Source organism: Thioalkalivibrio sp. ALE22 (assembly GCF_000381445.1).
Lineage (GTDB): Bacteria > Pseudomonadota > Gammaproteobacteria > Ectothiorhodospirales > Ectothiorhodospiraceae > Thioalkalivibrio.
Genome location: NZ_KB906509.1, coordinates 17,793 through 29,302, shown reverse-complemented (window position 1 = coordinate 29,302; position 11,510 = coordinate 17,793). Strand labels below are relative to the sequence as shown.

Annotated in this window: 11 protein-coding genes; 8 read left to right on the top strand and 3 right to left on the bottom strand. The window is 67.4% G+C overall.

Annotated elements, in window-relative coordinates; translation table 11 throughout:
* Nucleotides 1-54 precede the first annotated feature (54 nt).
* Complete coding sequence (locus tag F793_RS0110665; RefSeq protein ID WP_018875589.1) at nt 55-597, bottom strand: outer membrane beta-barrel protein; 543 nt, start codon at nt 595-597, stop codon at nt 55-57.
* A 294-nt stretch (nt 598-891) separates the two neighbouring features.
* Between F793_RS0110665 and F793_RS0110660 the strand changes: the two genes are divergently transcribed.
* Both F793_RS0110660 and F793_RS0110655 read left to right on the top strand, forming a co-directional pair.
* Nucleotides 892-1,206: a high-potential iron-sulfur protein gene (locus F793_RS0110660; RefSeq protein ID WP_018867881.1), complete on the top strand. Its 315-nt coding sequence runs from the start codon at nt 892-894 to the stop codon at nt 1,204-1,206.
* A 235-nt stretch (nt 1,207-1,441) separates the two neighbouring features.
* Nucleotides 1,442-4,663 carry an EAL domain-containing protein gene (locus F793_RS0110655; RefSeq protein ID WP_018882844.1) on the top strand — a complete coding sequence of 1,074 codons (3,222 nt, stop codon included), beginning with the start codon at nt 1,442-1,444 and terminating at the stop codon, nt 4,661-4,663.
* Nucleotides 4,664-4,690: 27 nt separating this feature from the next.
* Here the strand turns inward: F793_RS0110655 and F793_RS0110650 are convergent, their stop codons facing one another.
* The gene (locus F793_RS0110650; protein WP_018882843.1) at nt 4,691-5,404 is read right to left on the bottom strand and encodes a hypothetical protein; all 714 of its coding nucleotides are present in this window, start codon (nt 5,402-5,404) and stop codon (nt 4,691-4,693) included.
* 84 nt (nt 5,405-5,488) lie between these two features.
* Here F793_RS0110650 and F793_RS0110645 point away from each other — a divergent pair, with 84 nt between their 5' ends.
* The 3 genes from F793_RS0110645 to F793_RS0110635 all read left to right on the top strand — a co-directional run bounded on the left by F793_RS0110645 (nt 5,489) and on the right by F793_RS0110635 (nt 7,872).
* Nucleotides 5,489-6,142, top strand: a complete 654-nt coding sequence (locus F793_RS0110645; RefSeq protein WP_026280921.1) for a TetR/AcrR family transcriptional regulator — start codon at nt 5,489-5,491, stop codon at nt 6,140-6,142.
* The gene (locus F793_RS0110640) at nt 6,132-6,692 is read left to right on the top strand and encodes a carboxymuconolactone decarboxylase family protein (RefSeq protein WP_018882841.1); all 561 of its coding nucleotides are present in this window, start codon (nt 6,132-6,134) and stop codon (nt 6,690-6,692) included. The genes F793_RS0110645 and F793_RS0110640 overlap by 11 nt, the downstream gene beginning before the upstream one ends.
* A gap of 88 nt (nt 6,693-6,780) precedes the next feature.
* Nucleotides 6,781-7,872, top strand: a complete 1,092-nt coding sequence (locus tag F793_RS0110635) for a DUF3524 domain-containing protein (RefSeq protein WP_018879797.1) — start codon at nt 6,781-6,783, stop codon at nt 7,870-7,872.
* On the opposite strand, the gene mltF is transcribed toward F793_RS0110635, so the two are convergent.
* The gene (mltF, locus tag F793_RS0110630; protein ID WP_018882840.1) at nt 7,859-9,325 is read right to left on the bottom strand and encodes a membrane-bound lytic murein transglycosylase MltF; all 1,467 of its coding nucleotides are present in this window, start codon (nt 9,323-9,325) and stop codon (nt 7,859-7,861) included. The genes F793_RS0110635 and mltF overlap by 14 nt on opposite strands.
* Before the next feature lie 270 nt (nt 9,326-9,595).
* Between mltF and F793_RS0110625 the strand changes: the two genes are divergently transcribed.
* From F793_RS0110625 to F793_RS0110615, 3 genes are all read left to right on the top strand, one after another.
* Entirely contained in the window at nt 9,596-9,847 is a 252-nt protein-coding gene (locus F793_RS0110625; RefSeq protein WP_018879795.1) for a GlsB/YeaQ/YmgE family stress response membrane protein, read from the top strand.
* A gap of 3 nt (nt 9,848-9,850) precedes the next feature.
* A complete protein-coding gene (locus F793_RS0110620; RefSeq protein WP_018881259.1) occupies nt 9,851-10,039 on the top strand; it encodes a DUF3185 family protein in 189 nt (62 codons plus the stop codon).
* A gap of 127 nt (nt 10,040-10,166) precedes the next feature.
* Nucleotides 10,167-11,444, top strand: coding sequence for an OmpP1/FadL family transporter (locus F793_RS0110615; RefSeq protein WP_018882839.1), 1,278 nt, complete (start codon nt 10,167-10,169; stop codon nt 11,442-11,444).
* Nucleotides 11,445-11,510 lie beyond the last annotated feature (66 nt).

Genomic DNA, 11,510 nt, shown 5'->3' with positions numbered 1-11,510 from the left:
GTCGCCCGGCGCCCGGGGGCCGGCAAGGCCCCGGACGCCGGGCAACCCGCCGGATCAGAACTGCATGCCCACCTTGCCCATCACGCGCATGTTGTCGGCATCGGCGCGACGGCCGTCGAAGCGGTCACTCTCGGTGAACTGGTAACGCGCCTCCAGCCCCAGGAACCACTGCCGGTCCAGCTGGTACTTCAGGCTGCCACCCAGCTGGGCCGCCCACAGGCCATTGCGGTCGTCATCCAGCTTGGCCCGCACGTAGCCGATGCCGGGACCAAAGCCCAGCGACAGCCGTTCGTTCGGCTCGAACATCCAGTGGCTGTTCACCTCGGCGCTGGTCATCTTGAGCGGGTCGTCGCTGTAACGGCTCACGCTCAGATGATGGCGCAGCACGCCGGTGGCCGGCTGGAACAACTGACAGTTGGCGCCGATCTCGACCCCGTAGGCACCATCGCTGCTGGCATCCGACAGGTCCGGCGAGACCACACCGCCCAGCAGTGCCACGCTGGGCTCCATGCCGCGATCCACCGCGCTGGCCTGGGCCACCGGCATGGCCGCCAGCGCCCCCAGGGCGAACATCACCATCGTCTTACGGTACTGCATCGGGCACCTCCTGATTCGAATGAATAAGAAAACTCTAATGGTAGACCAGCCTGACGCGATCTTCATCACATCAGGCAGGACCCGGCGCTCGACATGGAATTTTTCCCGGCCCCGGTGCATCCCCTCTGCCGAACCACGATCGCCGGAAGGCTTCGGGGATCCCCGCAAAAATCGAGGGAACCCTCAAGGGCCCGAGGGCTCGAAGGGGTTGAGCCCGCACGTATCCAGCGTGCGTCGTTCGCTCCAACTGGCAACAAGAAGAACCATCCATTCAGAAAGCAAACGGAGGACCTCATGTCCGATCAACCGAATGCGAACCGTCGTAAGTTCCTGCGCCAGGCATCCGCTGCCGTGGCGGCCATCCCGGTCGTCAGCATGGTGGGCATCTCCTCGGCCAAGGCCGATACGAAAGCCGAAGACGGCCACGCCCACAACTACGTGAACGATGCGGCCGACGCCGACCACGCGGACTACTCCGAAGGCGAGAAGTGCAAGAACTGCGCCTTCTGGGGCGGAGGTGATGACCAGTGGGGTCAGTGCTTCCACGCCGACTTCCAGGGCGTTCAAGTGAACGCCGACGGCTGGTGCGACGAATACGTCGGAGCCTGATCCCGGCCCGCATATCCGGTCCGCGCCCGCGGGCCGGATACTCCCTCTCATGTCCCTCCCCGGCCATGGCTTGCATCCCCGCCACACAACCCCGCAAGCTAGACACCTGATTTCGTAGACCGGCTCCGGCGGGCTCCGCCCTATGGCCGAAAGGAAACTGCGTGTCCGACCCATTGACCCGGCTGACCCGCATCCCCGCCGGTAAGGCACCCTCCAATGCGAGCGGCTGCCACTGATGGATCTCTCGCTCGCCGGATTCACCGTCCTGTACCTGGTCTATGGCCTGGCCTTCTTCTCCCTTGGCGTAGTCGCTTTCGTCCTGCCCCGCGGGGACGGATCCCTGCCGTTCGCCCGACATTTCTGGCTGCTGGGTCTGTTCGGCCTGATCCATGGCGCCTACGAATTCCTCCAGGCCGCGGGCTTGCACTATCCGGCGGCGCGCGACCCGTGGCTCAATGCCACCTGGCAACTGCTGTCCTACCTGCCGCTTCTGGAGTTCGGGCGCCGCGCCCTGCTCGCGAGTCCATCGCGCCTGCGCCTTGACGCCCTGTGGCTTTATCCGCTGATCGCCGTCGCGGTGCTACTGCTCGTCGGTATGGCCGAGGACCCGGCGCGCGGGCTGGCCAATGGCGGGCGCTACCTGGTCGGCCTTCCGGGGGCCGTACTGTCCGGCCTGGCGTTCTTGCTTCTGCTGCGGGGGTCCCTCCAGCGCACCGCCGACGCCGACGATCATGCCAGCCAGTACCCGGCCCTGGCCGTCCTCGCCCTAGCCTTCCTCGGGTACGCCCTGATCACGCCGTTTCCGGGCACTGTCGACCCGGCTCTGCCCGAGTGGCTGCCGACCCATGCCGACTTCCTGGAGGCAAGCGGACTACCGGTGCAACTGCTGCGCATGTTCGCCGCCCTCCTCGCCGTCATCGGGATGATGACCCTGACCCGCTCGCTGGGCACCCAGCAGGGCGACGACCTGCTGCGGGTACTCGACACCATCGACGGCTTCGTCTATCGCTGCCGCAACAACCCGAACTGGGACGTGATCAACGCCGAGGGCGCCCTGGAGGAGCTCACCGGCTACTCGCGCGAAAGGTTCTTCGCCGAACGCCTCAGCTTCAACGATCTGGTGCACCCTGAAGACCGCGACCGGGTCTGGCGCGAGGTATCCGAGGGATTGCAGCGGACCGGCCAGTACCAGATTCAGTGGCGCCTGATCGGACGCGATGGCGGGGAGCGCTGGGTGTTCGAGCGCGGCGCCGGTATCTTCGACGATCGCGGGCGCATTAAGTACTTGCAGGGGCATGTCATCGATGCCGACGAACTGGTCACCACCGGCGAGACCCTGCGGGCCCGGACCGACGAACTGGAATCCTTTCGCTCGACCCTGGACCTGACCCTGGACGCGGTCTTCCTGTTCGACGTCGAGACCCTGCGCTTTATCTATGTCAATCAGGGCGCGGTGGACCAGACCGGCATCCCGCGCGAGGAACTGCTCGAACTACACCCCTATGACATCAAGCCGGACTACCCCGAGCCGCGCTTTCGTCAGCTGATCGAGCCGCTGCGCCGCGGCGAGCGTGACCAGTTCCGCTTCGAGACCAGCCATCGCCATCGCGACGGCTTCGAGGTACCGGTCGAGATTTCCCTGCAACTGGTCGCCCCGCGCGGCGAGACCGCACGCTACGTGGCGATCTCGCACGACATCACCCAGCGCAAGCGCAACGAGGAGGCCCTGCTCCAGGCCCTGTCCGAACTGGAAGCCTCGCGCGACGAGCAAACGCGCCTGCTGGAACTGACCCGGCGGGAGCAGGGGCGCATGGCCGCGCTGCTCTCGGCGATGAGCATCGGCATCCTGTTCGAGGACCGCGAGGGCCGGGTGGAATACGTAAACCCGGCCTTCCGGCGCATGTGGGCCATCGGCAGCGAGGTGGAACTGGTGGGTCGTCCCTCGCGCGAGGTACTGGAACATTCCACCCACCGCTTCGCGCGGCCGGATCACGCCTCGCGCCACGTGCTGCACGTGCTGGATACCCACGAGATCAGCGAACGCTTCGAGGTCGACCTGTACGACGGGCGCATCCTCACCCAGGTCTCCTACCCCGTCCACGACACCGACGAGCGTTCCATCGGTCGACTGTGGCTGTACGAGGACGTGACCCACGAGCGCCAGACCGCCCAGCAACTGGTCTACCTCGCAGAACACGACGCGCTGACCGGCCTGTACAACCGCCATCACTTCCAGAAACGCCTGGAACACGTGATCCACAGCGAGCGGCGGCGCAACGGGCGCTTCGCCCTGCTGTACTTCGATCTCGACGAGTTCAAGACCATCAACGACACCTTCGGCCACCGGGCCGGGGATACCGTGCTGGTGCGCGCCGCCGGCGAGATCGCCGCGCTGGTGCGCAGTCAGGATATCTTTGCCCGCCTGGGCGGCGACGAGTTCGCGATCCTGGTGGATCGCGAGTCGGAGCAGGAGCCGATCGAACTGGCCGAACGCGTGGGCCGCGCGATCTCGGCGATCCCGTTCCGCTTCCGCGGCCAGAACTACCGGCTCACCGCCAGCATCGGCATCGCCCACTTTCCGGAGCATGGCGACAACGTCGAGGACCTGGTGGCCCACGCCGACACCGCTATGTACCAGGCGAAGGACCTGGGCAAGAACACCTGGGCGGTATTCGACCGCAGCCGCAACACCGCCGAGCACATGCTGGAGCGGATGTCCTGGAGCCAGCGCATCGGCACCGCGCTGGAGCAGGGACACTTCGAGCTGCATTACCAGGGGATCTACGCGGTCGGCGATGGCCACCTGCACCATATGGAGGCCCTGGTGCGCATGCGCGACCCGGCGTCCCCGGAGGAAATCGCCATGCCCGGCCAGTTCATCCCGATTGCCGAGAAGACCGGGCAGATCCTCGACATCGATCGCTGGGTGATCCGCGAGAGCATCCGCCGACTGGCCGGGGACCCGGCCATCCCCGGGATCGCGATCAACATCTCCGGCCGCAGCTTCGACGAACCGGGACTGCCGCAATACATCGCCCAGCAGCTGGAACAGCAGGGGGTCGAACCGCGACGGCTGATCATCGAACTGACCGAGACCGCGGCGGTCTCCGAGATGCAGGATGCCCAGCGCTTCATCGAGGCGTTGCAGCACACCGGCTGCACCGTCTGTCTGGACGACTTCGGATCCGGGTTCTCCACCTTCGCCTACCTCAAGTACCTGGGCGTGCAGATCCTGAAGATCGACGGCATGTTCGTGCGCGACCTGCCCAACAACCGCGACAATCAGGCCTTCATCCGCGCGATGGTCGACGTCGCCCGGGGCCTCGACAAGCAGACCGTCGCCGAATGCGTGGAAGACGGCCCGACCCTGGAGATGCTGGCCGAACTGGGCGTGGACATGGCCCAGGGCTACCACCTGCACCGCCCGTCACCGGAGCTCCCCACCGCCCGTACATGAACACTCCGATGGGGTGCGCACACCCCCTCAGTCATCCGTTATGGGCAGATACTCGTCGCGGCCCGCGGCCGGCTCCTCGAAGCGAAACCCCACCCCCGCAGGGGCGACCCGGAACACGCCCCGCGCGCGGACCCAGCCCTGATCCAGCACCGTGGCATCCACCCGTTCGAACAGCCGCTGCAGTGCGCGCGCGGTCGCGGCGCGGCGGGCGTAGTCCAGCCCGTGACGCCCCCAGGCCTCGCGCGCGCCCGCCGCGAGCCCCCAGCCCGTCGCCACGAACCCGGCAAGCCACAGCGCGCGCAACACCCCGTCGCCCCATTGCTCGCGCAGGCGCGCCATTCCGGAGCGCGGATCCGGCGCCGCCTCCACCACCGCCATCAGCGACGCGGGCAGCAGTTCGCGCCAGTCATCACTTTCGAAGGCGCCCGTCAGCAGGTCCTCGTCGATGATCTGCACGAAGTCCGGCACCGGATCGGAGCCAGTACGTTCCGCCAGCTGAATCAGCGCCCCCGCCTCGTCGGTATAACCGGACAGGGCGAAACCGCACAGGTGATGGTCGACGATGTCATGCACGAACACCGAGGTCGGGATACGCTCGCCGGTATACGGGGTCGCCGCGATGACGTCCGCGCCACGCCCCGGCAGATCCAGCTTCCAGCCACGCACACCAAAGTCATCCTCCCAGATGTCCGCGTACTCCGCGGGAATGGATACGCCGGCGGCGTCAGTGGCTGCATGCATGTCGGGAATTCGGGACATCGGCTTGGGCCCTCCTGGACGATTGCTCCTTGCACTTTACCGACCGGTCAACTAGTGTGCAAAGGCATGACAGCGCCCCCAACCCCAACCCCGACCCACCGGGCCCGCGTCGACAGCCGCGACGCACTCTTGAGGGCTGCGCGCGAACTGATCGTCGGTCGCAGCTACAGCGCCGTCGGCATTGCCGAGATCTGTGCCCATGCCGGCGTGCGCAAGGGCAGCCTGTACCACTTCTTCCCCGGCAAGGAGGCGCTTACCCTGGCGATGCTGGACGCCCTCTACGCGGACTTCGAGCGCGAGGTGCTGATCCCGGGGCTCGCCGGCGCCAACGGCCTGCACGCCCGGATCGAGGCGTTCGTCCATGCGATCCACGCCTTCGAGGCTCGCATGCAGGCGGAATCCGGCCAGTTGCCCGGCTGTCCCTTCGGCAACCTGGCCGTGGAGATGGGGACCCACAACCCGCCCCTGCGCCGGGCGATTCGGGGGCACCTGGACGCCGTCACCGCCCATTTCCGTTCCGTATTGGACGAGGCCGTTCAGGACGGCGAACTACCCGGCGATACCAACACCGAGGCGCTGGCCGAACAGTGGCTGGCCCTGATGGAAGGGATCCTGGTGATGGCCAAGGCCGACCAGGACCCGGCGACGGTCCTGCGCCTGGGCCCGGCGCTGGTCACACTCCTGACCCACTCGCCCCCGGAGGTACCCCATGCGCGATGAACGCTTCCCCCTGCACGACGCCGCCAGCGCCCCGGAGGCGCAAGCCGTATTTGACCGGGCCGAACAGACCTTCGGCATGGTCCCCAACCTGATCCGCAAGATGGCCAGCGCGCCGGCCCTGGCCGAGGCCTACCTGGCGCTCCACGACCTGCTGCAGAAGACGTCGCTGAGCCCCACCGAACAGGGCGTCCTGCTGCTGACCGTCAGCCGCTACCACGAATGCGACTACTGCATGGCCGCGCACAGCATGACCGGTCGCATGACCGGCGTACCCGACGACGTCATCGCCGCGCTGCGCGAGGACCGCGTGATCGACGACCCTCAGCTGGAGGCCCTGCGCCAGTTCACCCGCGCCATGCTCGAACAGCGCGGCTGGGTTGACGAGCCCACCCAGCAAGCCTTTCTGGACGCCGGGCACACTCCCGCGCAGATGCTGGAGGTCATCCTGGCGATCGGCCTGAAGACCCTGTCCAACTACACCAACCACATCGCCGGCACCCCGGTCGACGCGCCCATGGCCAGCGAACGCTGGAGCGCAACCGCGCGTTGACCGCGCATGCCGTAGCCGATGATGCGATTGCGGCATGCACCGCGCAGCGGCAAGGTAGGGCCTCTCTCCCGACCGCCAGCCCGCCTGCATGCCGCCACGCTCGCGCATCCTCCTGCTCTCCGCCTACCGGGCCGACAGTCACGCCGCCTGGGTCGACTGGCTGACCACGACCTTCGGTCAATTCGACTGGGAGGTGCTGGAACTGCCCGGGCGGCACTTCCGCTGGCGCATCCGCGGCAACCCGGTCTCCTGGCTGGACCGGCTCGCGGGCGTGGAGGCCGATGCGGTCATCGCCACCTCGATGGTAGACCTGGCCACCTTGCGCGGCCTGCATCCGTCACTCGCCCGGCCACCCACGCTGTACTACGTGCACGAAAACCAGTTCGCCTACCCGGTCGGCCGCGACCAGGTGGATTCCGTGGACCCCCAGATGGTGCAGATCTACGCGGCACTGGCGGCGGACCGCGTGGCCTTCAACTCCGCCTTCAACCGCGCCTCGTTCCTGGATGGCATGGACGCCCTGCTCTCGCGGATGCCGGATCATGTCCCTGAAGGCCTGCGCACCCGGCTGCAGGCACGCAGCGAGGTCCTGCCCGTCCCGGTCGCGCCACCCACCGCGGCGGACAACCCGCGCGATCCGCGCCTGATCCTGTGGAATCACCGCTGGGAGTACGACAAGGCGCCGGAGGTGTTCGTCGAGGCGCTGCTAAGGCTGCGGGAGGCCGGCGTGGACTTCCGGCTCGCCCTGCTGGGGGCGCGGCCCGCGCAACCCCCCGAGGCCCTGCAGCGACTGCGCGCCGCCCTCGGGGACCGCATCGTGGCGGATGACAAGCTGCCGCGCCGGGAATACGAAGACCTGCTGGGCCGCGCGGGCATCGTCGTCAGCACCGCCCTGCACGAGTTCCAGGGACTCGCGGTACTGGAGGCCACGGCCGCCGGGGCGACGCCACTGGTCCCGGATGCCCTGGCCTACCGCGAGCAATATCCAGACACTTGCCGCTATCCCGCCGGCGATGGCGCGGCCCTGACCGAGCGCCTGCGACATTGGCTGCAACAGGGAACGCCGCCGGCACCGGACGTGCGCGCCTGGCTGCCGGCTCGGCTGGAACCGCGCTGGCAGCAGGCGCTGGATGCACTGGTCGCGGGCGACGTCCGCCGGCCCGGGATCAGTCGCGCCTGACCACGATCCGGTCGGACGGGACCTCGTCCTCGGCCACGAAGACCGGGCGGATCACGTCGCGGTAGTTGCGAATGCGCTGCACGTAATACACCGGCTGGTAGCCGCGGGCGTAGCCGAAGCGCAGGTTCTGGTAGTAGCGCTCTTCGGTCAGCAGCGGCAGGGTCTCGCGCATGTCGGCCCAGCGATCCGGATCACGCCCCAGCTCGCGCGCCAGCCGGCGCGCATCCAGCAGGTGCCCGCGACCGATGTTGTAGGCCGCCAGCGCCAGGTAGGTCCGATCCGGCTCGTCAATATCGTCGGGCAGCAGTTCGTGCTGGCGCTGCAGGTAGCGCGCCCCGCCGTCGATGCTCTGCACCGGGTCCAGGCGATCCACTCCCAGGGACTCGGCCGTGCGCTGCGTCAGCATCATCAGGCCGCGCACACCGGTGGGGCTGCGCGCCTCCGGATCCCAGTGCGACTCCTGGTAGGCCAGGGCCGCCAGCAGATCGGCCGGCAGATCGGTGCGTTCGGCCGCTTCCTCGAAATACGACTGGAACTGCGGCAGGCGGTCCTCGATGCGGCGGTTGAGCGCCCGCAGGTCGACAAAATCGAACTGATCGATGTAGGCGTAGTAACGCTCGTCCACGAGTTCGCGCAGTTCCCGGCCGCCATCACCCTGCATCCAGTCGCCCGCCAGTTCAGCCAGCGCCACCTGGTCCGGCTGTACGTACCAGCCCAGGGTGCGCGGGTCGGACAGGTCGAAGGCGATGTCGAGATGCGGGAAGGAGCGACGGTTGTAGCGCACGATATGCGAATCGGCCACGGTGCAGTCAATCTCCTGCCGGGCGACCTGCGCCATCAGCCGCTCGGTACCGATCTCGCGGACCTCGAACCCGGCCGAATCCGGAAGCGCCTGCTCAAGGGTCTCCACGTAGCTGCTGCCGGCCGAGACCACCAGGTCGACCGACCCCAGGTCGTCCGCCGATTCGGGCATGGCATCGAAGTCGCGATGGCAGACCACCTGCTCGGTGATCTCCATGTACTCAGGGCCGCGCCGGAAGCGCTCGTCGCGCGAGGTGAGATGGGTCAGCCCCGCCGCGGCCATATGCGCCTCGCCGGAGGCCAGCGCCTCGAGCACACCGGAAACCGATTCGGCCATGACCCACTCCACCTGCCAGCCATGCGCCTGGGCAAAGCCCTCGACCAGGTCATGCTCCGTGCCCGCCGCTTCCAGATGCTGGTCAAAGTACCAGGTGGTGGGCGCATTGCGGGTCACCACGCGCAGCGTGCCTGTCTCCTCCACCGGCGCCAGCCGCTCGCTGGCGCTGGCGTTCGAGACCATCGAGTCGGATTGCCCCTCCTCGGCGCCACAACCCGCGAGCAGCACCAGCAGCGCGGCGGGCAGCAGCGCGCGGCCCTGTCCGCGGGATGACGGGCGCCAGCCCGCGGCGGCGCGATCATTCGGTTCATGCATTCCGGTTTCCTTCCCGTCGACAGGCCGCGCGGATTGGCTGACCCCGTCCATGACGGATCCATGAATGTCCGATACAGAGACTAGGGTTTTGCGGAATGGTTCTCAAAAATACCCACGACGAAGGGGTTGCCATCCCTTGCGGAGGCCACCGCTGATGGGCGGCCCAGCCGCGTGCCCTGTACAGTCGAAGCCTCCGTCACCGTGCGATTCGGGGAACGCAGCGACCTCGGCACACTCCAACACTCCGTTACCCGCAAGGAGCGCGACATCATGGCCATCGAATCCCTTCTCCTCCTCCTGCTCATCGGCGGCATCGCTGGCTGGCTCGCCGGACTGCTGGTGCACGGCTCCGGGCAGGGCATCCTGCTCAACATCGTGGTCGGCGTGATCGGGGCCTTCCTCGGCGGCTGGCTGTTCACCCAGCTCGGGGTCCAGGCCGGCGGGCTGATCGGCAGCCTCGCCGCCGCCACCGTCGGCGCCGTCCTTCTGCTGGGCCTGCTGCGGCTGATCCACAAGGCCTGACCGATGACCCAGATCCTTGGAATCATCCTGCTGGTCGGGGGCCTGATCGCCGCTATTGTGGGCCTGCAGGATGCCTTCGGCATGCGCGAGCGCGCGGCACGCCTGATCCTCGGCCGCTTTACCCGGCGCACCCTCGCGCTGCTGATCGGCGGCGGCATGGCCGCGCTGGTGGGCCTGATCCTGGTGACCTGACCCAAAAACGTGATGCGGTTGGCATCATCTTCCCGGAATCGGTAGTGTCCGCTGCGGGGAGTCCGCGCCGCGCGCGCCAGACCGACCGCGGCCTCCCTCCAGAACAAAACAACCAGGGGGAGACCGCATGACCTTGAAGCCTTCGCGCCGTCTGGCGCTTGCCGCCACAGTCAGCACCGTCCTGTTCGCCACACCCACGACCCTGCTGGCCGCGGGCTTTTACCTGCAGGAGCAAGGGGTCTCCGGTCTCGGACGCGCCTATGCCGGAGAGGCCGCCATCGCCTCCGATGCCAGCACCATCTACTTCAACCCGGCCGGCATGACCCGCCTGGAACGCAACGAGGTGCAGGCAGGCGTGTATCTGCTGGCCCCCGAGGCCAAGGTCAGGCGCAGCAGCTCCACCATCAATGGAGCCCCGTACGAGGGCCGCGACGGCAACAACCCCTACGACCCGACCCCGATCCCCAACCTGTACTGGGCAGAGCAGTACTCCGAACGCGTCTGGCTGGGCTTTGGCCTCAGCGCGCCCTTCGGCCTGAAGAACGAATACAACGATGACTTCTTCGCCCGCTACGACTCGCTGGAATCCGACCTGCAGGTGCTGAACCTGCAGCCCAGCATCGCCTTCGACCTGACCGACCGCATCTCCATCGGCGGCGGCCTCGACCTGCAGTACGCCGACGCGACCCTGCGCAGCGCCATCCCCGGCGGCTTCCCGCCCACGCCCGCCAGCGATGGCGAATTCAAGCTCGAGGGCGACAACTGGGATATCGGCTTCAACATCGGGATGCTGTTCGATCTGGGCGATGACACCCGCCTCGGCATCCATTACCGCGACGGCATAACCCACACCCTGAGCGGCACGGCGACCATCACCGAGCCCGCGGGCGGGCCTGTCTCCGTGCTGCCCGGGCAGGCCGACCTGAAGCTGCCTGATATCGCCTCCATCGGCATCCGCCACCGCTTCAATGACCGCTGGACCGGCCTGGCTCAGTACACCTGGTTCAACTGGTCGAACTTCGACGAGATCCGCATCCAGCTGCCGCAGGGCAACGAACAGGTGCTGGAACAGAACTACCGCAACAGCTACGCCCTGGCGGTCGGAGCCGAGTACGAAATGAACCCGCGCTGGACCCTGCGCGGCGGCATCCAGTATGACCAGACCCCGACCCAGACCGACGGCCGCAGCACACGCACTCCGGATGGCGACCGCACCTGGTTCTCCTTCGGCGCCAGCTATGCCAGCAGCGACCGTCTGACCTTCGACCTCGGCTACAGCTACATCCACATCGCCAGCGAGGATCTGGACATCACCCGCAGCTTCAACGGGACCGAAATCAACATGCAGGGCACCACCAAGGGCCACGTCCACGTGCTGTCGGCCGCCATGCGCTACCACTTCTAGGGAGACGCTGATTGAATCGCACGTCCGCGCTCAAGTCGCTTTTGCGTGCGAACAAGGCGCGGTGAC

Coding starts and splice junctions, on each gene's coding strand:
- F793_RS0110665 (WP_018875589.1), bottom strand. CDS start 597: ATGCAGTACCGTAAGACGATGGTGATGTTCGCCCTGGGGGCGCTGGCG.
- F793_RS0110660 (WP_018867881.1), top strand. CDS start 892: ATGTCCGATCAACCGAATGCGAACCGTCGTAAGTTCCTGCGCCAGGCA.
- F793_RS0110655 (WP_018882844.1), top strand. CDS start 1,442: ATGGATCTCTCGCTCGCCGGATTCACCGTCCTGTACCTGGTCTATGGC.
- F793_RS0110650 (WP_018882843.1), bottom strand. CDS start 5,404: ATGCATGCAGCCACTGACGCCGCCGGCGTATCCATTCCCGCGGAGTAC.
- F793_RS0110645 (WP_026280921.1), top strand. CDS start 5,489: ATGACAGCGCCCCCAACCCCAACCCCGACCCACCGGGCCCGCGTCGAC.
- F793_RS0110640 (WP_018882841.1), top strand. CDS start 6,132: ATGCGCGATGAACGCTTCCCCCTGCACGACGCCGCCAGCGCCCCGGAG.
- F793_RS0110635 (WP_018879797.1), top strand. CDS start 6,781: ATGCCGCCACGCTCGCGCATCCTCCTGCTCTCCGCCTACCGGGCCGAC.
- mltF (WP_018882840.1), bottom strand. CDS start 9,325: ATGCATGAACCGAATGATCGCGCCGCCGCGGGCTGGCGCCCGTCATCC.
- F793_RS0110625 (WP_018879795.1), top strand. CDS start 9,596: ATGGCCATCGAATCCCTTCTCCTCCTCCTGCTCATCGGCGGCATCGCT.
- F793_RS0110620 (WP_018881259.1), top strand. CDS start 9,851: ATGACCCAGATCCTTGGAATCATCCTGCTGGTCGGGGGCCTGATCGCC.
- F793_RS0110615 (WP_018882839.1), top strand. CDS start 10,167: ATGACCTTGAAGCCTTCGCGCCGTCTGGCGCTTGCCGCCACAGTCAGC.